Origin of the sequence: Halogeometricum limi, assembly GCF_900115785.1 — an archaeon.
Lineage (GTDB): Archaea > Halobacteriota > Halobacteria > Halobacteriales > Haloferacaceae > Halogeometricum > Halogeometricum limi.
This window is the reverse complement of the sequence record NZ_FOYS01000003.1, coordinates 351,179-372,694: the sequence shown is the minus strand read 5'-3', so window position 1 is coordinate 372,694 and position 21,516 is coordinate 351,179. Positions and strand designations below refer to the sequence as shown.

The window sequence follows — 21,516 nt, the reverse complement described above, 5'->3', positions numbered from 1 at the left end:
GATGTAGCCTTCTTCCGGCCACCACATACAATTACGCCGAAGCCCGACTATTCGGGGAATGCAGACACAGGTCGTCGGACAGGAACTCGGAACCGCGATTCGAGAACTGATTCCGCCGGAACTCGTCCCCGTCTTCGTCGCGGTAACGTATCTCGGCGACGCGGGCGTGTTGTTCGCGCTGTTCATCGCCGACTACTGGTTCGGCGACAGGCGGCGGGGCGCGCACGGACTCGGCGTCCTCCTCGCCGGAATGGGCCTCATCTACACGCTGAAGAACGGTTTCGCCCTCCCGCGGCCGTCCGACTCCATCGCGGCCGTCACCATCGACGGCTACAGTTTCCCGAGTGGCCACGCGATGCAGTCGACCATCGGCTACTCGCTCCTCGCGTACACGCTCGACGTCGGGACGCGCCGCCTCCGGTACGCCGTCGCCGCCGTCCTCATCACGCTCGTCTCGCTGTCCCGCGTCGTCATCGGCGTCCACTACGTCAGGGACGTCACCGCGGGCGTTATCGTCGCCCTCCTGTTCGTCGCCGGCGCGTTGTACGTCACGGACGACGAACCCAGCACGGCGTTCTGGCTGGCGGGCGCGTTCTCGCTGGCCGCCCTCGCGGTCACGGGTGCGAACCAGTCGGGCCTCGCCGTCTTCGGCGGTGCAGTCGGTGCCCTCCTCGCGTGGCGGGCGTTCGACTCCGTTCCCGTCATCGAGACGAACCTCAGCAGAGCCCTCCTCACCGCCGTCGTCCTGCCCGTCCTCGGCGTGTTAGCCTACTTCGCGACCGAACTCGACCCGCCGCTACTCGTCGTCGCTCCGGTGGTGGCCGTCGTCCTCGCCGGGGTGTTGGTGGCTCCGATACTGGTCCACCGGGTCACGCCGAACGCGTCGTAGACGCGGAGAAGCGGTCTCGTCGCGTCCGCGGACTCCGCTTCCGTCGCCGTCAGACGACCGCGCGTTCGTCGGCGACGACGACGTCCAGGAAGTTCCGGACGACGTCGTGACCGACGGCCGTGAGGACGCTCTCGGGGTGGAACTGCACCGCCTCGATGGGGAACTCGCGGTGGCGGACGCCCATCACGAGTTCCTCGCCGAAGTGGTCCGTCGTCGCCGACACCTCGTAGCAGTCGGGAACGCTCGTGGCGACGAGCGAGTGGTAACGCCCGGCCTGAAAGCCCTGTTCGAGTCCGGCGAACACGCCGCGGCCGTCGTGGTCGACGGGGAACGCCTTGCCGTGAATCGGTTCGGGCGCGTGGCCTATCTCGCCGCCGTAGGCGTACACCGCCGCTTCGAGGCCGAGGCAGACGCCCAGCGTCGGAACCGACTGGGAGAGCGTCGTGAGCACCTCGTTCGTCACGCCGACGTCGCGGTCGTTCTTCGGGTGTCCCGGCCCCGGACTGAGAACGAGTGCGTCCGGGTCCAACTCGCGAATCTCGTCGAGCGAGGCCGTGTTCTTCCTGACGAGGACCTCGACCGCCTCGCCGTCGACGCGTTGCTCGGAGAGATACTCCACGAGGTTGTACGTGAACGAGTCGAAGTTGTCGACGACGACGACGCGGAGACTCATCGACTCACCGCCTCCGGCCCGTCTTCGACCGTTTCGGGGGCAGTTTCGCATTCGATGCGCTCGACGGCCGCGAGGACGCCGCCCATCTTCTGTTCGGTCTCCTCGTACTCGGCGGTCGGGTCGCTGTCGGCGACGAGTCCCGCGCCCGCGCGGACGGATATCACGTCTTCGTCGTCTCTGCGTTCGACCGTCGCCGTCCGGATGACGATGGCGAAGTCGGCGTCGCCGGACCACGAGTAGTAGCCGACGCCGCCGCCGTAGACGCCGCGCGGCGTCAGTTCGAGGTCGTCGATTATCTCCATCGCGCGCACTTTCGGCGCACCGGTGAGCGTCCCCGCCGGGAACGTCGCCCGCGTCGCGTCGAACGAGTCGTACTCGGGCGCGAGCGTCCCCGTCACGGTGGACTCGATGTGCTGGACGTGGCTGTACTTCAGCACGTTCATGAACTCCTCGACGCGGACGCTCCCGGCCTCGCTGACGCGCCGCACGTCGTTCCGCGCGAGGTCCACGAGCATCGTGTGCTCCGCACGCTCTTTGCCGTCGGCGAGCATCTCTCCGGCGAGTCGGCGGTCCTCCACCGGACTGGTTCCGCGTTCGCAGGTGCCCGCGATGGGGTTCGAGACGACTCTGTCGCCGTGGACGGAGACGAGCGTCTCCGGACTCGCGCCGACGACGTGTCTGTCGTCGTGGCGGAGCAGGTACATGTACGGCGAGGGGTTCACCTCGCGGAGCGCCTCGTACAGCCCCATCGGGTCCACCTGCCCGCGGAGTTCGCGGACGCGGGATATCACGCCCTGATAGATGTCGCCGTCCAAGACGTGCTCTTTCGTCGTCCTGACGGCGGCTTCGTACTCCGCCTGCGGTCCGGCCGTCTCGTCCGTGCGGACGAACCCGCCCGTCTCGGGACGTTCGGCGTCGCGGAGCGTCGCTCGGACCCGTTCGGCCTCGGCGCGGAGTTCGTCGTACACCTCGTCGGGGTCGTCTTCGGGGCCGACGACGGGCGTGAAGACGAGCGTCGCCGTCTCCTCGGCGTGGTCGAACGAGAGCGTCTTCGTGGTGAGGACGAACTGCGCGTCGGGCGTGTCAGTCTCGGGGCGTTCGACGCCCACCTCGTTCAGCCAGAGGTCGTAGACGGCCTCGTACGCGAGGAAGCCGACGAGGCCGCCGCGCAGTCGCTGTCTGTCGTCGTCGGGGAAGCCGACGCGCGAGAGGTTCGGCAACGCGCCGCGGAGACTGTCCAACACGTCGCCGTCGTCCGGGACGACGTAGTCGGCGGCGCGCCCACCGAGCGATTCGACGGTCGACCCGTCGGGGCCGACGGTGACGACGGCGTCGGGGTCGTAGCCGACGAACGAGTAGCGCGCGTGTCTGTCGGCCGTCGCGTGGTCCGGAGCGAACGCGCCAGCGGGGTCACTGGACGCCGTCTTCTCCGCGCTCTCTAAGAGGAAGCCGTAGTCGCTCCGGTCTGCGAGTGCGGCGTAGGCGGTGAGCGGCGTCGTCGTCGGCAGGTCGGCGGTGAGGTGCGCGACGACGGCCTCGTCCTCGTCCGCGACGAGCGAGCGGAACGCCTCGCGCGTGAGCGAGAGCGGCGTCTCCGCGCCGTCGGAACGACTCACGCCGTCGCCTCCCGCGTCTCGACCGCCTTCGCTTCGCGGACGAATCGCCGGACCGCGTCGTGGTCTTTCACGCCGCCGCTGGACTCGACACCGCTGGCAACGTCGACGGCGTAAGGAGCGACGGTCTCGACGGCCTCGGCGACGTTCTCGGGCGTGAGTCCGCCGGCGAGGACGACCGGCGAGTCGAGCGTCGAGACGACGTCCGCCGTCTGCTTCCAGTCGTGCGTCTCTCCCGTCCCGCCCGCGCCGCCCGCGGTGACGGAGTCGACGACGACGCCGTCAACCGCGCCGTCGAGCGCTCGCGCGCGCTGGGGGGCTTCGGCGTCGACGACGGCGAACACGCGCGCGTCGGCACCGGCGCGAATCGCGCGGAAGTCCTCGCCGTCGAAGTCGCCGTGAATCTGGAGCACGTCGGGGTTCACCGCGGTCCCGGCGTCGATGGCGTCGCCGACCGTCTCCGGCATCGTCACGAGCGTCGTCGTCAGGAACGGCGGGGCCGCGGCGGCCAGTTCGCCCGCCCGGACGAGCGACAGTTCGCGCGGCGTGTCGACCGGGACGTCCGCGATGAGGCCGACGGCGTCCGCACCGGCCGCCTCCACCGCGTCGAGGTCCGCCTCGGAGGTCACGCCGCAGATCTTGACGCGGACCATCTCAGGCCTCCGCCGACTCGGTCGTCGTCTCGGCGTCGGTGCCGCAGAGGTCCGCGAACGTCTCCGCGGCCGCGCCGGAGTCGATGGCCTCGGCGGCCGCCTCGACCCCCTCGGCGAGCGAGTCGGCCAGTCCGGCGACGTAGATTGCCGCGCCCGCGTTCGCGAGGATGATGTCGCGCTTCGGGCCGGTCACCTCGCCGGTGACGATGCCGCGCAGGTCCGCCGCGTTCTCCTCGGGCGTGCCGCCCGCCACCTCGGAGACGGGTGCCGAATCGAGGCCGAGGTCCGCGGGCGAGATGGTGTACTCCTCTATCTCGTCGCCGCGGACTTCGGCGACGACCGTCTCGTCGTGCAGGGCTATCTCGTCCATCCCGGAACCGTGGACGACGAGTGCGCGTTCGACGGGCATCTGCGTGAGCGCGCGGGCGAGGACGGGGACGAGGTCGGGGTCGTAGACGCCGACGACCTGCGCCTGCGCGCCCGCGGGGTTCGTAAGCGGGCCGAGGACGTTGAAGATGGTCCGCATGCCGAGTTCCTTGCGCGGGCCGATGACGGCCTTCATCGCGGGGTGGAACACCGGCGCGAGCATGAAGCCGATGCCGTCGCGTTCGATGGCCTCCTCGACGGCCGGCGGTTCCGCGGCCACGTCCGCGCCAGCGACTTCCAGCACGTCCGCGCTCCCCGACGAGGAGGAGACGGAGTAGTTGCCATGTTTGGCGACGGCCGCGCCCGCGCCCGCGGCGACGATGGCGCTGGTCGTCGAGACGTTGATGGTGTCGTAGTCGTCGCCGCCGGTGCCGCAGGTGTCGACGAGCGGTCGTCGGTCGGGTTCGATGGTGAGCGCGGCGTCGCGCATCCCCCGCGCGAACCCCGCGATTTCGGTCTCCGTCTCGCCCTTGGCGCGGAGAGCGGTCAACAGCGCGCCGATCTGCGCGTCGGTCGCTTCCTCGAAGACGAGTCGCGCGGCCTCGCGGGCCTCGTCCAGCGTCAGGTCCTCGCCCTCCGTCGCTCGTTCGATGTAGGTTTGAAGCGTCATGGTAGAGACACCGATGTACGTGTTCGGGTTATAATGTACAAACAAGTACATCGGCTTAAGCCTGTCGGGGTTCCGCTCGCCACGCGAGTACCTCTCGTCTCCGAAGCGGAGGGCGTCGGGGTCGGCTTCGACGAAGCGCCGTTCCGTCGGGCGAATCGAACGACGGCGTTTCAATTCGCAACCCTTAATTGTATCCCCGGAATACGAAGAGATGCGCTCAGACGGGCGCGATGTACGCAGCACACCGGGTTGGTGGTCTAGTCTGGTTATGACACCTCCTTGACATGGAGGAGGCCGGCAGTTCAAATCTGCCCCAACCCATTTTCTGATTCCTCGCAACGCCGAGCGGAGTCGCTATACGGTCGTCAACGCTCTGAGAGTACCGTGGGCCGCCGACGCGGTTCCGAGTAACGAGCGACCCCGGCTAGTTGTCGAATCGGTCGTCGTACCGTTCGTACGAAATGGTCAGTTTCCCCGCCGAGGGCCGTTCGGTGGCCGCACGGAGCGTCTCGAACGATTCGAGCAACGCCGTCGCGTCCTCGGCGTCCTCCCCGAGCGTCCGCGACTCCTCTCGAACCGCGTCGTACGCCTGGTCGAAGATGCGCCTGACCGCCGACAGGTCCGCGGGAGACTCGACTTCGAACGACGCCTCGTAGCGTGACATACGCAGTAGTGGCTCGCTACCGGGATAAGGAGGACCCCGGCGGCGCTACTGGCGCTTCGCGTCGGCACCGAGCAGACGTCGGAGGCGGGGGCGGAACTGGTCCGTCGCGAGGAGGTACGCGAAGCCGAACGCCACGGCGCCCATCAGCGCGGCCCACGCGCTCAGTTTCACCTGTCCGCTTTCGAGCAACGAGAGGGCGAAGCGCTCGGCGTAGAGGCCGACGCCGGAGAGTGCGACGGTTCCGACTCCGAAGAACAGGAGTTCGAGGACTTCCGGGAGCATCGCGAGTAGTCCGCTGGACATACCGATTGGCTCCCTCGTACCGTTATCTTCTTTTTGGTAGTCGGTCGCGGCGTTCCTCAATCCGCGCTTTGAGCTATCGGTTTTACTAACCGTTCGACCGTCCATCTCTCGGGTACGATGCCCTCCAGCATCCGCACACAGACCCGTATCGACAGAGGTGAACGATGAGCCGATTCGGCCTCGTGCTCTTGGCGTGCGTCCTCTGCGCCGCCGTCGGACCCGTCGGCGTCGCCGCGGCGGAAGACACCGCGACGGTTCGGGACCGAGACGGGGACGGCCGATGCTGGCGGTGACGAGCGTGACACAGACGACGATGACGAACAACGTCCAGCGGTCCTCGCCGGTCATGGCACACCGGCGGGCCGAGCGGTTCGCAGAGTCGACATCTCGGACGGAGTCTGAAGACGATACCGCACTCGCGACGACCAGTCAATGCGTGAAATTGTCACACAATCCCCAGATAGGTACATCTACCTCCCGAAGACGGCCAAAAGATACTCCTACGGGTTGCGAACGGCGCGAAGTTTCAAGACCGAGGGCGGAGTACGTTCCCGGTGAGGTTATTCGGACTATGGATATTGTAGATATTGCCACTCCCGATTTCGTCGAGGTTGATGCAAGCAAACGACTGGGTAAAGTCCGATCCATCTTCGAACGCGAGAACTCTCGCGGTATCATCGTGACCGAGGACGGAGCGTACGCGGGCGTCATCGGGCAGAAACAGCTCGTTCGTTCGCGGATGGAAGACGACACGAAGGCGTCTGCGGTGATGAAGTCCGCCCCGAAGATAGACCGCGACGAGAACGTCCGCGAGGCGGCGCGGATGCTCGTCGAAGGCGACACGCGTATCGCACCCGTCTACGAGGGCGAGAAACTCTACGGCATCATCACGGGCGACGCCATCCTCGAAGCGGTGTTGGAGAACCTCGACGCCATCACCGTCCAGGACATCGTCACCGAGGACGTCGTCACCGTCGGCGAGAAATCGCACCTCGGGCAGGCCATCAATCACCTGCGCGAAAACGGCATCTCTCGACTCCCCGTCGTGGGCGACGACGGCAAACTCACCGGCGTGCTGACCACCCACGACATCATCGACTTCTCGGTCCGCAACGCCGATAGACAGGGCCGCGGCGACCGACGGGGCGACATCGACCGGATGCTCGACCTGCCGGTGTACGACCTGATGTCCTCGCCCGTCATCACGGCGACGCCCGGCGAGACGGTCAAAGCGGCCGTCTCTCGGATGTTCGAGAACGACATCGACGGTCTCGTCGTGACGCCGACGGAGAGCGACACGGAAGTGCTCGGCGTCGTCACCAAGACCGACGTGCTCCGCGCGCTGACGTTCACCGAAGAGGAGCAGATGGACGTACAGATTACCAACGTCAGCCTGCTGGAGACGCTGACGCGCGAGGACATCGTCGAGTCCATCACGCAGGTCGTGGACAAGTACCAGCAGATGCAGGTGCACCACGCGCACGTCCGCTTCCACGAGCACAAGGAGAAACTCCGCGGGACGCCCCTCATCCAGTCGCAGATTCGACTCCGCACCAGTCACGGACAGATCGCCGGCAGCGGTGAGGGCTACGGCTCCGAGCACGCCTTCCACGTCGCGCTCGACAAACTCGAACGCAACGTGCTCGAAGTGAAAGGCGTCAACGCCGACGAGAAGTACCAAGGACAGGTCATGCGGAAACTCGGCGACCTGTAGCGTACGGACACACCGGGAGACGTCTCCCTCTTCTCTTCTCGCGAACGCCCGCAGACGGGGTCGTAGCTCTACAGGCGTGTCCCACAGACGGGGACGTGTCGACGTCGTCCCGCGGGGCGTCGAGCCGCACGCTACTCCCGCGGGTTCTCCGGCAGGAACCACGTCGCGAGTCCGCTCGGGTCGGGGTCGTGTTCGGCCCGAAACCGCGACCACTCGACGAAGAGCATGCCGAACACGACGACGGTCACGACCGCCAGTTCAGCCTCGAACGCGGTGAGGAGGACCGTGTTCGAGTCGTCGACGCCGACGGCGAACAACGCGAGCACGATTCCGGCGGACCCGACCAACGCGAGATAGCAGGCCGCGAAGAACAGGAGTCGGCCGGGAATCTCGAGCACCATGTGCGCGGACATCTCCTCGTACTGCTTCTCGCCGAAGTACTCGCGCCGGAGTTGGTCGAGGTGGGAGGCGACCATCGCGAGTGCGGTGAGCGCCAGCGCCGGCGAGAGGACGTCCCCGACGAGACCCCAGTTTCCGAACAGCGGAAGCGCGAGGAAGCCGAATCCCCATATCAGGGACATCCTGACCAGTCGGAGGTTCCGCGGGTAGACGGGCGGAAGCGGCCCCGGCAGTGCGACTGACGAGGGGTCGCGCTCCCACTTCCCACGACGGTCGGTGTCTCTGCTCACGCCCGGCAGATGGAGATTGCGGCCGTCGAGGACGACCGGACGTCGGGCGAACAGGGCGGCGACGCCGTAGACGAGAAACGTCGTTCCGAGTTCCAACCAGTAAATCGTCAGCACTTCGACGACGCGCCAGTCGAGGGCGACGACGCCGACGAGGGGGAGGAGGTTCGAGAGGAGCGTCGGCGCGAACGCGAGCGTGCCGACGCCGTCGTTTCGGCGCAGTGACATCGAGTGCCACTCGCCGAACGACCGGCATAAAGACCGGGAAACCCGGCCGACTGCGCTACAGAGTCGTCGCCGACAGACCGCCGTCGGTAATCTCGAACGTCACCGTCTCGCCGGCGGGTTTCGCGCGGTGTTTCTCCAGCGTCGCCCGCCGGTTGCCGCCGCGGAAGCGGTCGATGCGGAGGACCGCGCCGGTCCAGTGCTCTAAGGTGTGACCGCCGAGCGCGCGGATGGCGTCGCTGTCGGGGTCCGAGAACACCTGGTTCGTGATGACCACCGCGAGGTCGTGTTTGCGTGCGAGAGAGAGCAGGTGCGTCACCTGCCGGGCGACCCGCCTGAGCGACTCGCCACCGTCGTTTCCGAGGGTGCGTTCGAGGCGGTAGAACCCCGTCGCACTGTCGAGGACGACGAGGTCCGCCATCTCGGCGAACTCGCTCGCGTCGCGGACGGCCTCCTCCTGTTCTTCGAAGTCGTGCGCCTCCGAGACGATGAGTCGAGAGGTCACGTCCTCGATGGACTGGTCCGGTCCGGCGACGTGTTCTGCGAGTTGCCGGAAGCGGTCCACCGAGAGCCCCTCGGTGTCGATGTAGACGACGGTGCCGCCCGCGGCGGCGACGCGCACCGCCGCCGACAGTGCGACGTTCGTCTTTCCGGCCGCCGGCGGCCCGTACACCTGCGTGACGGTCCCCCGCTCGAACCCGCCGCCCAAGAGGTCGTCCAGCGGACGACACCCGGTAGTGACTGCGTCGGACACGAGAGGAGGTGAGTCGTATTCGCCGAAAAACCCCCCGGTCCGGCCCGAGCGAGGGACGGAGAGCGCGGGGGTGGTGCGACGGGTCGGCACGCTCGCGACACGTTTTATTCCCCGCCTCGCGAAGTTCCGTGACGTGATAGTCGTCGCCACCGCGGACTTCGAACTCTACCACGACGTCGTGAGTGACCTCAGAGACCGGGGGGTGTCGTTCACGACGGTCGAACCCGGAGACGAGATTCCCGACCGCGCGAAGGTGGTCGTCGTCTCGCCGACGGACGACGTGGACGCGCCTGCGGGCGTCGAAACCGTCGTCGCGACCGCTGACGAATCCCGGCGCGCCGTCGAAGAGGCCGTGTCGCTCCTCCGCGGTGGCGGCGGACGCGTCGTCGTCGGCGTCGACCCCGGCACGCGCCCGGGCGTCGCCGTCCTCGTGGGGGACACCGTCGTCGCCGCGTTCCACGTCCCCCTCGCGGATACGGTCGAGACCATCCGGGACGAAGTCGAGGACAGCCCCGACGCCATCGTCCGAATCGGCGACGGGGCGCGGTTGCAGGGGGCGACCATCGTGAACGAACTGGACGGCGTGACCGTCGAACTCGTCGACGAGACGGGGACGACGCCGTACCTCGGCACCGGCGCGCGCGGGATGGGCGACGTCCTCGCCGCGGTCAACATCGCTCGGATGCCCGGCGACGTCGTCGACTCGCGCGACATCGAACCGACGCAGGGCGAACTCCAGCGAATCAAAGACCACTCGCGACGCGTGAGCGAGGACAACCGCACCATCGACGAACGCCTCGCGCGGCGCGTCGCCGCCGGGGAACTCACCGTCTCGGAGGCCCTGACCGAACACCGCGGCGAGAGTCGCGACGGAGAGACCGAGGACGCCGAGGACGCGGGCGACTCCTGACGGCGCACCGGCTTATCCGCGTTCGGCGCGTACCTCCCTCATGGAGTCCGAATCCGTCGCTTCCGAGCGGAGCGAGTCGCCCGAGGACGCGCACACCGACACGTCGTGGGTGGATAGAGACGCCTATCCGTTCGAGACCGACTGTCTACGCCTCACCGAAGGCGCGGTGAACTACGTCGACGAAGGGCCGAGCGACCCCGCCGGGACGCTCCTGATGCTCCACGGGAACCCGACGTGGTCGTTCCTCTACCGACATCTGGTCCGTGGACTCTCGGACCGGTATCGCTGCGTCGCTCTCGACTACCTCGGGTTCGGCCTCTCGGAGCGACCGGAGGAGTTCTCCTACCGGCCCGAGGACCACGCCGTCGTCGTCGAGGAGTTCGTCGAGGCGTTGGGCCTCGAAGACGTGATTCTCGTCGTGCAGGACTGGGGCGGCCCCATCGGTCTCTCGTACGCCGTCGACCACCCCGAGAACGTCCGCGCGCTCGTCGTGATGAACACGTTCGCGTGGCCCGTCGACGACGACGCGCACTTCCGACGGTTCTCGGCGCTCTTCGGCGGCGCACTCGGCCGGGTGCTCTGCGAGCGCTACGACCTGTTCACCCGGGTCGTGATGCCCCTCGCGTTCGGCGACCGGCGGAGATTCCCGGCGTCCGTCCGCGAGCAGTACGTCGCGGCCCACCGGGGACGCGACCGGACGGGCACGTGGATGTTCCCCCGCCGTGTCGTCGGGTCCTCCGGGTGGTTGGCGTCGCTGTGGAACAGACGCGAGCGAATCGCGCACCTCCCGACGAGAATCGTCTGGGGGATGAACGACGCCGCGTTCCGGGCGAGCGAACTGCGGACGTTCGAGGGGTGGTTCGAGGAGGCCAGCGTCGTCCGTCTCCGCGGCGTCGGCCACTACGTGCAAGAAGAGATGGGCGAGGACCTCGTGCCGTACGTCCGGGAGTTCCTCGAATCGTTGGGGAGCGAGGACGAGACGGGCTACGCCGACTGAGTCGGAGCGACTACGAGTCTCGAACGAGTGCTTCGGCCCGCCGCATGACTACTCTGACGGGGAGTCCCGTGGCCTCGGCGACGGCGAGCGCGTCATCGAACTCGGCGCTGTAGTCGTACACCGCGCCGCCGGCGTCCGCGGCCACCTTGACCGTCACCTCGAACGTCTCACCCTCGTGGTCGATTTCGGCCGTCTCGAAGCGCCTGGACGCGACCCAGCGGTGACCCGCGCCGTGCTCTCTGATGCCCAAGGTTCCGGTCTCGACGGCGAGTCGGTGCGCCACGCGTTCGGCGTCCTCCGGTTTGACGATGACCTTCACGAGGTGACCCGGACGGGACTTCTTCATCGTCGCCGGGAGAACGGTCACGTCGCGCGCACCCGCCTCCTTCAGCGTCGTCTGGAGACTCCCGAGGAGTTCGGGCGCGGCGTCGTCGAGGTTCGTCTCTAAGACGGTTATCTCGTCGCGAGAGAGACGTCCCGCGCCGTCGCCGACGAGGACGCGGAGGACGTTCGGGTGGTCGGGAAAGTCGTATCCGCCCGCGCCGTAGCCCGAGTCGGTTATCTTCAGTGCGGGGAGCGTCTCGACGCCCTCGGCGACGTGCGCGAGGATGGCCGCGCCCGTCGGTGTCAGCAGTTCGGCTTCGACGGGACCGCCCTTCAGCGACCAATCCGCGCGCTGTGCGATTTCGACGACGGCGGGCGTCGGCACGGGATAGGTGCCGTGCGCCATCGACTGCTCGCCGCCGCCGGTGGCGAGTGGCGTGGTGACGACGCGTTCGACGTCGAGGTCCGAGAGGAGGAGACACGCGCCGACCACGTCCGCGATGGCGTCGTCCGCGCCGACTTCGTGAAAGTGCGTCTCCGAGAGGTCGGTTCCGTGGACCGCCGCCTCCGCCTCTCCGAGGACGCGGAAGATAGCCTTCGCGTCGGTCTCGACGGCGCTGGGAAGCCCCATCGACTCGACGATATCGACGACTTCCGCGTATGTTCGGTGCGGGCCGTGACCCTCCGCGAGGGTGTCGTCGCCGTCGTGGCCGTGCGAGTGGCCGTGGTCGTCGTGCGAGTGGTTATGGTCGTGCGAGTGGCCGTGGTCGTGCGAGTCCGAATCGCCGTCTTCGTCTAAGAGCACACGAACCGTCGTCGCCGCGATGCCGTTCTTCTCCACCGTCGACACGTCGTAGTGAACGTCGAGTGCGTCTTCGACGGGGGAGAGTGCGCCCCGGTCAGCACCGGCCGCGAGAAGCGCGGCGAGAACCATATCGCCGCTTGCACCCATCCGTCCGTCGAACGCGAGTGTACGCATGTCTGCTCGGAGGCCGTGCCACGTGAAAATTCCACGGCATCGATGGACGGAGTCGGTAGGGATTTGTATCTCCGAACCGTACTGTGCTATGGAGTGTCACTCTTAGCGAGGCGGGTGCAAGATTTCCCTGCTGGGGAAGCACTTAACCCGCATCGAGACCGAGGAATCAGACATATCCCCGCGAGACAATCATGAACGAAGTGCAACTCGAAGTGGCGAAAGCGTACCCGAACGACTCGGGGCGCGGTATCGCCCGTCTTGACCCGGACACGTTGCTCCATCTCAAACTCTCACCGGGCGACATCATCGAGATCGAGGGTGGTGAGACGACGGCAGCGAAGGTGTGGCGTGCGGACCGGCAGGACTGGAACACGGACACCGTTCGTATCGACGGCTTCACTCGTCAGAACGCCGACGTGGGAATCGGCGAACGAGTGACGATCCGAAAAGCAGAAGCGACGAAAGCCGAGAAACTGGTGCTCGCACCCCCCGAAGAGGCGAGCGTCCAGTTCGGTTCCGACGCCGCCGGGATGGTGAAACGGCAGATTCTCAAACGGCCCGTCGTCGAACGCGACATCGTCCCCGTGATGTCCTCGACGAACCACCCGTTCATGCGGTCGCCCGGACAGGCGATACCGCTCATCGCCGTCGAAACCGACCCCGAAGGCGTCGTCCTCGTCACCGAGGACACCGAGGTGGAACTCCGCGAGGAGCCCATCTCCGGCTTCGAGAAGACGGGTGGTGGAATCACGTACGAAGACATCGGTGGGCTTCAAGGCGAGATTCAGCGCGTCCGGGAGATGGTCGAACTCCCGATGAAGCACCCGCAGATATTCAAGAAGTTGGGTATCGAACCCCCGCAAGGGGTGCTGCTTCACGGCCCGCCCGGCACCGGGAAGACGCTCTTGGCGAAAGCCGTCGCCAACGAGACGTCCGCGAGTTTCTTCTCTATCGCGGGTCCCGAAATCATCTCGAAGTACTACGGCGAGTCCGAACAGCAACTCAGAGAGATATTCGAGGACGCCAAAGAGGAGTCGCCGTCCATCATCTTCATCGACGAACTGGACTCCATCGCGCCCAAACGCGAGGACGTGACCGGCGAAGTCGAACGCCGCGTCGTCGCCCAACTCCTGACGATGATGGACGGACTGGAGACTCGCGGGCAGGTCATCGTCATCGCCGCGACGAACCGCGTCGACTCCGTCGACCCCGCACTGCGTCGCCCCGGTCGGTTCGACCGCGAGATAGAAATCGGCGTCCCCGACGAAGGTGGCAGAAAGGAGATTCTCCAGATTCACACGCGCGGGATGCCGCTGTCGGACGACGTCTCCTTGGACCACCTCGCCGACGAGACGCACGGCTTCGTCGGCGCGGACATCGAGTCGCTGACGAAAGAGGCCGCGATGAAGGCGCTCCGGCGGTACCTCCCCGAGATAGACTTAGACGAAGAGGACATCCCGCCGAGTCTCATCGACCGGATGATCGTCAAGCGCGGCGACTTCGAGGGTGCGCTGACCGAGGTGGAACCCTCGGCGATGCGCGAAGTTCTCGTCGAACTACCGAAGGTGTCGTGGGACGACGTCGGCGGCCTCGAAGGGCCCAAACAGAAGGTCAAAGAGAGCGTCGAGTGGCCCCTGACCTCCCGTGGGAAGTTCGAGCGCATGGGCATCGAACCGCCGAAGGGCGTCCTCCTGTACGGGCCGCCCGGCACGGGGAAGACGCTCATCGCGAAGGCCGTCGCCAACGAGACGAACGCGAACTTCATCTCGGTGCGCGGCCCGCAACTGCTGTCGAAGTGGGTCGGCGAGTCCGAGAAGGCGATTCGGCAGACGTTCCGCAAGGCGCGGCAGGTCAGTCCGACCATCATCTTCTTCGACGAGTTGGACAGCCTCGCCCCCTCGCGCGGACAGGACATGGGCAACAACGTCTCCGAACGGGTCGTCAACCAACTCCTGACGGAGTTGGACGGCCTCGAAGAGAACGGCGACGTGATGGTCATCGGCGCGACCAACCGCCCGGATATGATCGACCCCGCGCTCATCCGCTCGGGTCGGTTCGACCGCCTCGTCCTCATCGGCGAACCCGGCGAGGAGGGGCGCGAACAGATTCTGAAGATTCACACGAAGTCGAGTCCGCTCGCGCCCGACGTGAGCCTCCGCGAGATAGCCGAAATCACGGGCGGCTACGTCGGGTCGGACCTCGAATCCATCGCGCGCGAGGCCGCCATCGAGGCGCTTCGCGAGGACGACGACGCAGAAGAGATAGAGATGCGTCACTTCCGCAAGGCGATGGAGTCCGTCCGGCCGACCATCACGGACGACCTGATGGACTACTACGAACAGATGCAGGACCAGTTCAAAGGCGGCGCGCGCGACCAACTCACCGACCGGCGCGACGGTCGGATTGGGTTCCAATGAAGCTTTTTGCAGATTCGGGTCGCGCGTAGCGCGACCACTCATCGCAAAAAGCTTCACCAAAAACATGCCGCGACTCGCTTCGCTCGTCGCGGTACGATTGCTCGCAGAGGGGTTGGAGTAGTCGACGTTCGAGAAGCAGAATCAGCGAGCGTCCAGTACGGTGAAAATATGGTTCCGTAGTAGCGTCACAGACAGTACGAGGTTCCCGCTGCCGAGTGTCCGTAATACGTCGCCTCTAGCTCGGGTGTCCCTCGGCTACAGTTCAGAGAGACGATAGTGACGATTTCTCCGCTCTCGTTGTGCACGGCGACGAGTAAAGCCGACCCCTCTGCCGTGATTGGAACGGATATCTCCGTCGAGTTTCCGGGAGTCACCGAGAGGTTCTCGGAGTGATAGCTCTCTACCGGGTCGACTGAGGTGAAATGTCTTCCATCCCCTGGGTTAGAAGTTCTCACTCTCCCGTACAGTTGGTCCACGTATGTCCTTCCATCAGAGATTACCACTCTGTACTCCGCTGAACTGTTAACTACGAACACTTCGAACGTGACGGTATCGTTGCCTTGATTCGTGCCTACGAACACTGCGGACGAACTGCTCTCTTGGCCGAACAGCCCGATACATCCAGACGTAGATAGAAGGAGAAGGACGACGATGCAGCCGCGCATCTTCATGTGATTTTGAGTACATACTCGTCTGGTAAAACTATGCACGTGTGATTATCTCAGCGTTAGCAGAGATAGCGACGCGCTTTTTGTGTTCCGCGGACCGGTACTGACGTAGCGACAACGGTCACGGAGTGGCACGTGCCGCAACACTTTCCGAGCGGTCGCCTCGTTCGCACCCGGGTAAACAACACTCGACGGAGGTACGACCTTCGGCCCGACTGCGTCGAACTGACAAGTCGGTGTCGAGCAACTGTACTGTGACGAGCGAAGCGAGTCACAGCAGATTTTTGGTCGAGCTTTTTGCAACGAGCGGTTCCCGCAGTGTCGCCGAAGGCGACACGAGGAAACCCGAGTCCTCAAAAAGCTCGTGGTCCTAGTACAACAGTTCGTCGTCGTCTTCGACCATGTAGAGCGCACGCGCGGCGATGTTGACGCCGTGGTCGCCGACGCGTTCGAGGTCGCGAATCGTGAGGAGGAGTCGCGACACGTCGGACATGTACGCCTCCTCGTCGAGGTCCGACTCGCCGAACGGGTCGGCTTTGATGAGGTCGCGGACGACCATCTCGCTGGCCGCCTCGCACATCGCGTCTATCTCGTCGTCGCGGGTCGCCACCTCGCGACACCGGTCGGGGTCCTCCTCGGCGTAGGCGTCCATCGCCATCTCCAGCATCGACAGCGTCTCCTCACCGATCTGTTGGATGTCGACCTCGGGGAACACGTCGCGGTCCGCCTCCGTGGCGTAGCCCGCGAGGTTCGTCGCCAGGTCGCCGATGCGTTCGAGGTCGGTGATGATCTTGAACGACGCGGCGATGAAGCGCAGGTCGGAGGCGACCGGTTGCTGGAGGGCGACGAGGTCGATACAGTCCTGTTCGAGGTCGAGATACATCCGGTTGACCTCGCCGTCGCCTTCGATGACCTCCTCTGCGAGGGCGTCGTCTTTCTGTTCGAGCGCGTCCAGACCCATCCGAAGTCGCTCGGCGACGACTTCGCTCATGTAGAGGACGTCGTCCCGAAGTTCTTCGAGGGCGTCTTGGTACTTCTGTCGGGGCATAGTTCCGTTCACACGGTGGCCCCGAATAAACGTGTCGTGCGCGGCGGTACAGACACGAACGTTCGGGAGGGAACGGCTATAGACGAATCTGGAGGACTCACGAAACGACGACCGAGCTACGTATCCCCGTGCGGTCGGTGACTCTTTGCGGCGTCGAACCAACGGTACGTCGTGTATCGCCGGACGCTGCTCTCTGTGCTCTCGGTGGCGGTGGCCGGGTGCGGTGGCCGCCGAGAGAAGAGAGAGACAGGGACTCGAACTCGAACGTCGAACCCGACGACGGGCGGGCGGACCGCATCGGAGACGCCCGAAGGCCCACCGTCGCGTGCGGTTCGCGTCTCGAACGACACGACGGACGCGGCGTACGTCTCCGTCGTCGTCGCGGACGGCGGCACGACGCGGTTCATCGAGAGCGCCGAGGTCCCGCCGGGCGAGACGCGGTCGTTCGGTGAGTTCCCCCTCGAAGCGGGAACGTACGACGTGGTCGTCGAGACGGCGGACGGCCGGAGACAGAGTCAGACGTGGGCGGTCACCGACGACGACACGGGACTCGCCGCGCGCGTCGAACCCGACGGCGTGACCGTCGTCCAACAGGTGTACTGCGAACTCGACTGTCCACCCGTCTCGCGGGGCGGACGGACGGCGTGGAGCGAACGGCCCCCGGCACGAGGGACCGTCGAGTTGCGGAACGAGGGGAGCGCGGCACGGACGGTCGGAGTCCGTCTCCTCGACGGTGACGAGACGCTGGCCGAGTACGAGTACGCCGTGCCCGCCAACACGACGCTCGCGATACCGGCGTACGGTCGCGGGTCGGGCTACCGCGTCGTCGTCGAACGCGGCGGCGAGTCCGCGTCGTTCGACTGGGGCGTCGGTGGCGGAGACAGACTCTACGTCGACGTGACGGAGACGGACGCGCGCTTTCGATGCGGCTGGCGGAATCGTGACCTCCGAGTCGTCAACGAGGACGAGACGGCTCACCGCCTCACGGTGAGCGTTCTGACCGACGGCGACACGCTGTTCGAGGAGACGTACGACCTCGGCCCCGGAGAGACCGTACTGGACCCGAAGGTGGTGGAGAACGCCGGTTCGTACGAGTTCCGGATTCGCTCGGAGCGCGGAGACGAAGCCAGCTACGTCTGGGAGGTCTGCCCACCGCGCGGACCGGTGTGGGTGGTCGTCGACGAGGCGGGGGTTCAGGTGTCGGTCAGAGCGACCTGACCCGAGAGAGACAGAGAGAACGCGTCGGCGCGAGACGCAGACAGAGCGGACGGCGCGCCGGGCCGTCGTCCGACCGCGAGCGACGTTATCCGAACTTGCCCGTGATGTAGTCTTCGACGCGTTGACTCTCGGGGTTCTCGAATATCTTGTCGGTGTCGTCGTACTCGACGAGATAGCCGCCGGTGAGGAAGACGGCCGTCTGGTCGGAGATACGCGCGGCCTGCTGCATGCTGTGGGTGACGATGACGACGGTGTAGTCCTCCGCGAGGTCGCTGATGAGGTCCTCGATGCGCGAGGTGGCGATGGGGTCGAGCGCAGAAGCGGGTTCGTCCATCAGGAGCACCTCGGGGTCCGTCGCCAGCGCACGCGCGATGCAGAGACGCTGTTGTTGGCCGCCGGAGAGGCCGAGTGCGTTGTCGTCCAGGCGGTCTTTCACCTCGTCCCACAGCGCGGCCTGCCGGAGACAGCGCTCGACGAGTTCGTCCTCTTCGTCGCTGTCGTCGCGGCCGAGCAGTCGCGAGAGCAGACTCACGTCGATGTCGCCGTGCTTGCGCGGGCCGTAGGAGATGTTCTTGCGGATGGACTTCGGGAACGGGTTCGGCGACTGGAACACCTGTCCGATGCGCTTTCTGAGTTCGACGAGGTTCGTCCCCTTGTCGTAGATGTTCTTCCCGTTGAACTCGACTTCGCCGGAGACGTCTGCGGCCTTGATGCGGTCGTTCATCCGGTTGAGACACCGGAGGAACGTCGACTTCCCGCACCCGGACGGCCCGATGAGCGCGGTGACGCTGTTTTTCGGGATGTCGATGGAGATGTCGTGAAGCGCGTGGTCGTCGCCGTAGTGGACGTTGACGTCTCTCGTGCTGATGGCGGGTTGGCCGTCGAACTCGTACTGGACCCACTCCTCGCGGAGTTCTTCTTGGGTCTCGCCTTCGACGGTCGTGCCACCGCTCTGTTGACCGGTCTGTGCGTCCGCCTGCGTCTGTGCTTTGGATGTTGTCTCGCTCATGATCGGAGTTTGTTACGGAAGTACGCTCGTGATGCGATACCGACCGCGTAGAAGGACAGAACGACGAGGAGGAGAACGAGCGTCGTCCCCCACCCGAACGCCTCGCTCTGACCGACGCCGGCCGTGATGATGGCGTAGAGCTGGTAGGGAAGGGCGCTTGCAGAGTTCAGCAGTGCCTCTTGACTGATGAGGCTGGCGTCCACGAACGGGAACGAACTCGTAAAGGAGAAACTGATGTCGAGAACGTTCGGAGCCTGTCGCTTCGAGGGGAACGGCGACCCACTCATGACGAGAAGGATGGGTGCCGTCTCGCCCGCGATACGTCCGACACCGAGGATGACGCCGGTGATGACGCCCGGCATCGCCGCGGGAACGACGACGCTCTTGATGGTTTGCCACTGACTGACCCCGAGGGCGGCACTCGCGTCGCGGTATTCGTCTGGCACGGCGTTGATCGCCTCTCGGCTGGTGATGAGTACCAGCGGTATCAGCATAAAGCCGAGCACGAATATCCCCGACAGAAGCGACGTGCTGTTACCGAGGCGGGGGACGAGGAACGCGTAGCCGAACAGTCCGAAGACGATGGAGGGCGTCGACCACAGCCCGTTCGTCGCGAGTTCGACCACCTGCGTGAATCGGCCCTCTTCGGCGTACTCGGTGAGGAACACCGCCGCGCCGACGGCCAAGGGAACCGCCATGATGACGGACCCGACGACGAGCCAGAACGTCCCGACGATGGCGGGGAACACCCCGTTGACGTCGTTGGTCAGTTGGTTCCCGTTCTGTACGAACGGCCAGTCGATGCCCGACGCGCCGACAGAGAAGCCCTCGAACAGCGGGCCGATACCCTTGCTGACGACGAAGGCCACGAGGATGACGAGCACCGAGAGGATGCCCAGCGCGTTCAGCGCGATGAGCATGTACGCGCCCGTCTGTCGGCCGCGTGCGCCGAAGTCGTCGTACGCCTTGCCGGCGGCCCAACTGGCCACGAGGACGGCGAGAACCGTGAGGAACGGGACGACGATTTTCGGCGTGAACGTCGCCGAGAAGTCGGTCGGCGACCACGCCCAGTCCGGCCCGATGACGTTCGTCAGGAAGACGAGGCCGACGAGGAGCGCGAACGCGCCCGCAGGGAGCGTCGAGCCGATGTCCTCGCGGGGGAAGATGGCGACCCCCGCGGCACCGGCGCCGACGAGGAGTGCGGCCGGAAGCCAGACGAGCGCACCGAAGCCGAACGTCTGCGAGACGACGAGTCCTGCGACGCAGAACCACAGGAGACCGAACAGCACCGCGGGAACGAGTCCGGCGCTCCGGTCGGGCGTCGTCTCGACGTAGCCGACGTAGGAGACGGCACCGAGGCCGACGACGCCGAGGCCGACGAGCGTCGTCCCGACGCCGAGGAGGTTCGACAGCGACAGTCCCACGAACGTCGCGTCGATGGCGGTCAGGTCGAACAGCGCCGCCAACGCGAAGGCGAACGCGAGGATGCCGACGCCGACGATGCTCGCGGCAAGCCGTTGGTACGTCGACGACTCGCTTTCGACGAGATTTCGGTCGTATGCGTCACTCATCGTTAGTCACCACTCAGCTCCTGTTTCAGTTTGGCTTCGATGCGAAGCGACGTGAGAGAGAGGAACAACACCGTCACGAACAGGACGACACCTGCCGCGAACAGCGCGCTCAACTGCGTCTCGCCGGCGTCGCCGTACTGGCTGGCGATGAGCGTCGTGAGCGTCACGTTGTTCCCGAACACGTCGTACAGCGGTTGCGGGAGGCCGACGGTGTTGCCGAGGATGACCGTCGCGGCCATCGTCTCGCCGATGGCACGGCCGACGCCGAGCAAGACGGCCGCCGAGACGCCCGAGAACGCCGCCGGGAGCGTGATACTGGTCATCGTCTGCCAGTCGGTCGACCCCAGCGCGAGCGCGCCGTCTTTCATCGAGTCCGGGACTGTGTCCAGCGAGTCCTCGGCGACGGAGACGACGGTCGGAAGCGCCATCACGCCGATGACGCCGCCGACGAGGAAGAAGCTCCCCTGCGAGGGCGTCTGGAAGTTCTGGAACACGTACGTGTTCAGCACGGTGAACCCGATGAACCCGTAAACGATAGAGGGGATGCCGGCCAGAATCTCGATGCCGGGCTTCACTATCTCGCGCGCCCAGTTGGGCGCGATTTCGGCGAGGAACAACGCGCAGGCGACGCCGAGCGGTGCCGCCACCGCCGTCGCGATGAGCGTCGTCACGAACGTCCCCCACATCGCGGGGACGAGCGAGTACGTCGCCGAACTCGGCTGCCAGAAGTTGCCGAGACCGGGGAGGACGGTGACACCGAAGACGGTGACGGGTTCGTCCATTCCGACCAGCATATTCACACCCATGAGTCTGAAGGCGTGAAGCGACTCTAAGACGAGGAAGACGGTTATCATCCCGAGGATGAGCACCGTCGACACCGTCATCAAGAACGTGACCGCCTTCGCCGTGAGACCCTGGTGGGCGTACCATCCGTATCCGAGGACCACGACGAACCCGACGATGGCCGGGACTTCGAGGCCGAGCCGAAGCACGAACGACGTCAGCGCCGTCAGGAGGAACACGACTCCCACCGCGCCCGCGAGGAGCGCGCTCGCGTCGATATCTTCGGCCGCTCGGAACGTGTCGAACGACTGTTTTAAACTTGATTCTGCCATCTTTGAGTTCTGTATGTACGGAAAGAGAGGGATGTGCTCGCTTTAATTCC

The 21,516-nt window shown here is 65.8% G+C and carries 21 protein-coding genes and 1 tRNA gene; 8 read left to right on the top strand and 14 right to left on the bottom strand.

Translation table 11 applies throughout. From position 1 onward, the window contains the following. Positions 1 to 58: 58 nt before the first annotated feature. On the top strand, positions 59 to 889 hold the full coding sequence (locus BM282_RS10650; protein WP_089880542.1) for a phosphatase PAP2 family protein: 831 nt from the start codon (positions 59 to 61) through the stop codon (positions 887 to 889). Between the two features lie 49 nt (positions 890 to 938). On the opposite strand, the gene trpG is transcribed toward BM282_RS10650, so the two are convergent. Genes trpG through trpD form a run of 4 tightly spaced genes read right to left on the bottom strand, consistent with a single transcriptional unit; the run spans position 939 to position 4,864 of the window. Next, positions 939 to 1,562 (bottom strand): anthranilate synthase component II, encoded by a 624-nt coding sequence (trpG, locus tag BM282_RS10645; protein WP_089880539.1) that lies wholly within the window; start codon positions 1,560 to 1,562, stop codon positions 939 to 941. Beyond that, positions 1,559 to 3,178, bottom strand: a complete 1,620-nt coding sequence (gene trpE / locus BM282_RS10640; RefSeq protein ID WP_089880536.1) for an anthranilate synthase component I — start codon at positions 3,176 to 3,178, stop codon at positions 1,559 to 1,561. The genes trpG and trpE overlap by 4 nt, the downstream gene beginning before the upstream one ends. Beyond that, positions 3,175 to 3,828, bottom strand: a complete 654-nt coding sequence (locus tag BM282_RS10635; RefSeq protein WP_089880533.1) for a phosphoribosylanthranilate isomerase — start codon at positions 3,826 to 3,828, stop codon at positions 3,175 to 3,177. The genes trpE and BM282_RS10635 overlap by 4 nt, the downstream gene beginning before the upstream one ends. 1 nt (position 3,829) lies before the next feature. Then, on the bottom strand, positions 3,830 to 4,864 hold the full coding sequence (gene trpD, locus BM282_RS10630) for an anthranilate phosphoribosyltransferase (protein WP_089880530.1): 1,035 nt from the start codon (positions 4,862 to 4,864) through the stop codon (positions 3,830 to 3,832). 246 nt (positions 4,865 to 5,110) lie between these two features. Between trpD and BM282_RS10625 the strand changes: the two genes are divergently transcribed. Then, positions 5,111 to 5,185: transfer RNA gene (locus BM282_RS10625), tRNA-Val, on the top strand. Positions 5,186 to 5,288: 103 nt separating this feature from the next. Here BM282_RS10625 and BM282_RS10620 read toward each other — a convergent pair. Together BM282_RS10620 and BM282_RS10615 are read right to left on the bottom strand one after the other, a co-directional pair. Beyond that, complete coding sequence (locus tag BM282_RS10620) at positions 5,289 to 5,528, bottom strand: hypothetical protein (RefSeq protein ID WP_089880527.1); 240 nt, start codon at positions 5,526 to 5,528, stop codon at positions 5,289 to 5,291. A gap of 45 nt (positions 5,529 to 5,573) precedes the next feature. Continuing rightward, positions 5,574 to 5,831, bottom strand: coding sequence for a hypothetical protein (locus BM282_RS10615; RefSeq protein ID WP_089880524.1), 258 nt, complete (start codon positions 5,829 to 5,831; stop codon positions 5,574 to 5,576). Between the two features lie 164 nt (positions 5,832 to 5,995). Between BM282_RS10615 and BM282_RS18950 the strand changes: the two genes are divergently transcribed. Further along, positions 5,996 to 6,124 carry a hypothetical protein gene (locus BM282_RS18950; protein ID WP_281244795.1) on the top strand — a complete coding sequence of 43 codons (129 nt, stop codon included), beginning with the start codon at positions 5,996 to 5,998 and terminating at the stop codon, positions 6,122 to 6,124. Positions 6,125 to 6,402: 278 nt separating this feature from the next. Next, on the top strand, positions 6,403 to 7,545 hold the full coding sequence (locus BM282_RS10610) for a CBS domain-containing protein (RefSeq protein ID WP_089880522.1): 1,143 nt from the start codon (positions 6,403 to 6,405) through the stop codon (positions 7,543 to 7,545). Positions 7,546 to 7,676: 131 nt separating this feature from the next. Here the strand turns inward: BM282_RS10610 and BM282_RS10605 are convergent, their stop codons facing one another. Together BM282_RS10605 and radB are read right to left on the bottom strand one after the other, a co-directional pair. Beyond that, entirely contained in the window at positions 7,677 to 8,459 is a 783-nt protein-coding gene (locus BM282_RS10605) for a DUF6498-containing protein (RefSeq protein ID WP_089880519.1), read from the bottom strand. A gap of 55 nt (positions 8,460 to 8,514) precedes the next feature. Continuing rightward, entirely contained in the window at positions 8,515 to 9,210 is a 696-nt protein-coding gene (gene radB, locus BM282_RS10600; RefSeq protein ID WP_089880518.1) for a DNA repair and recombination protein RadB, read from the bottom strand. 133 nt (positions 9,211 to 9,343) lie between these two features. Here radB and BM282_RS10595 point away from each other — a divergent pair, with 133 nt between their 5' ends. After that, complete coding sequence (locus tag BM282_RS10595) at positions 9,344 to 10,120, top strand: hypothetical protein (RefSeq protein WP_089880515.1); 777 nt, start codon at positions 9,344 to 9,346, stop codon at positions 10,118 to 10,120. A gap of 40 nt (positions 10,121 to 10,160) precedes the next feature. Then, the gene (locus tag BM282_RS10590; protein ID WP_089880512.1) at positions 10,161 to 11,117 is read left to right on the top strand and encodes an alpha/beta fold hydrolase; all 957 of its coding nucleotides are present in this window, start codon (positions 10,161 to 10,163) and stop codon (positions 11,115 to 11,117) included. 10 nt (positions 11,118 to 11,127) lie between these two features. On the opposite strand, the gene larC is transcribed toward BM282_RS10590, so the two are convergent. After that, complete coding sequence (larC, locus tag BM282_RS10585; protein WP_089880510.1) at positions 11,128 to 12,420, bottom strand: nickel pincer cofactor biosynthesis protein LarC; 1,293 nt, start codon at positions 12,418 to 12,420, stop codon at positions 11,128 to 11,130. Between the two features lie 191 nt (positions 12,421 to 12,611). On the opposite strand from larC, the gene BM282_RS10580 reads away from it, so the two are divergent. After that, on the top strand, positions 12,612 to 14,837 hold the full coding sequence (locus BM282_RS10580) for a CDC48 family AAA ATPase (protein ID WP_089880507.1): 2,226 nt from the start codon (positions 12,612 to 12,614) through the stop codon (positions 14,835 to 14,837). Between the two features lie 185 nt (positions 14,838 to 15,022). Here BM282_RS10580 and BM282_RS18165 read toward each other — a convergent pair whose 3' ends face one another. Both BM282_RS18165 and phoU read right to left on the bottom strand, forming a co-directional pair. After that, positions 15,023 to 15,508, bottom strand: coding sequence for a hypothetical protein (locus tag BM282_RS18165; RefSeq protein ID WP_139229711.1), 486 nt, complete (start codon positions 15,506 to 15,508; stop codon positions 15,023 to 15,025). A 367-nt stretch (positions 15,509 to 15,875) separates the two neighbouring features. Next, positions 15,876 to 16,553, bottom strand: a complete 678-nt coding sequence (gene phoU, locus BM282_RS10575; RefSeq protein ID WP_089880504.1) for a phosphate signaling complex protein PhoU — start codon at positions 16,551 to 16,553, stop codon at positions 15,876 to 15,878. 171 nt (positions 16,554 to 16,724) lie between these two features. On the opposite strand from phoU, the gene BM282_RS10570 reads away from it, so the two are divergent. Beyond that, positions 16,725 to 17,771, top strand: a complete 1,047-nt coding sequence (locus BM282_RS10570; protein WP_139229710.1) for a hypothetical protein — start codon at positions 16,725 to 16,727, stop codon at positions 17,769 to 17,771. Positions 17,772 to 17,856: 85 nt separating this feature from the next. Here BM282_RS10570 and pstB read toward each other — a convergent pair whose 3' ends face one another. Genes pstB through pstC form a run of 3 tightly spaced genes read right to left on the bottom strand, consistent with a single transcriptional unit; the run spans position 17,857 to position 21,466 of the window. After that, positions 17,857 to 18,780 carry a phosphate ABC transporter ATP-binding protein PstB gene (pstB, locus tag BM282_RS10565; protein ID WP_089880498.1) on the bottom strand — a complete coding sequence of 308 codons (924 nt, stop codon included), beginning with the start codon at positions 18,778 to 18,780 and terminating at the stop codon, positions 17,857 to 17,859. Further along, positions 18,777 to 20,351, bottom strand: coding sequence for a phosphate ABC transporter permease PstA (gene pstA, locus BM282_RS10560; protein WP_089880494.1), 1,575 nt, complete (start codon positions 20,349 to 20,351; stop codon positions 18,777 to 18,779). The genes pstB and pstA overlap by 4 nt, the downstream gene beginning before the upstream one ends. Before the next feature lie 2 nt (positions 20,352 to 20,353). Continuing rightward, a complete protein-coding gene (gene pstC / locus BM282_RS10555) occupies positions 20,354 to 21,466 on the bottom strand; it encodes a phosphate ABC transporter permease subunit PstC (protein WP_089880491.1) in 1,113 nt (370 codons plus the stop codon). Between the last annotated feature and the right edge of the window lie 50 nt (positions 21,467 to 21,516).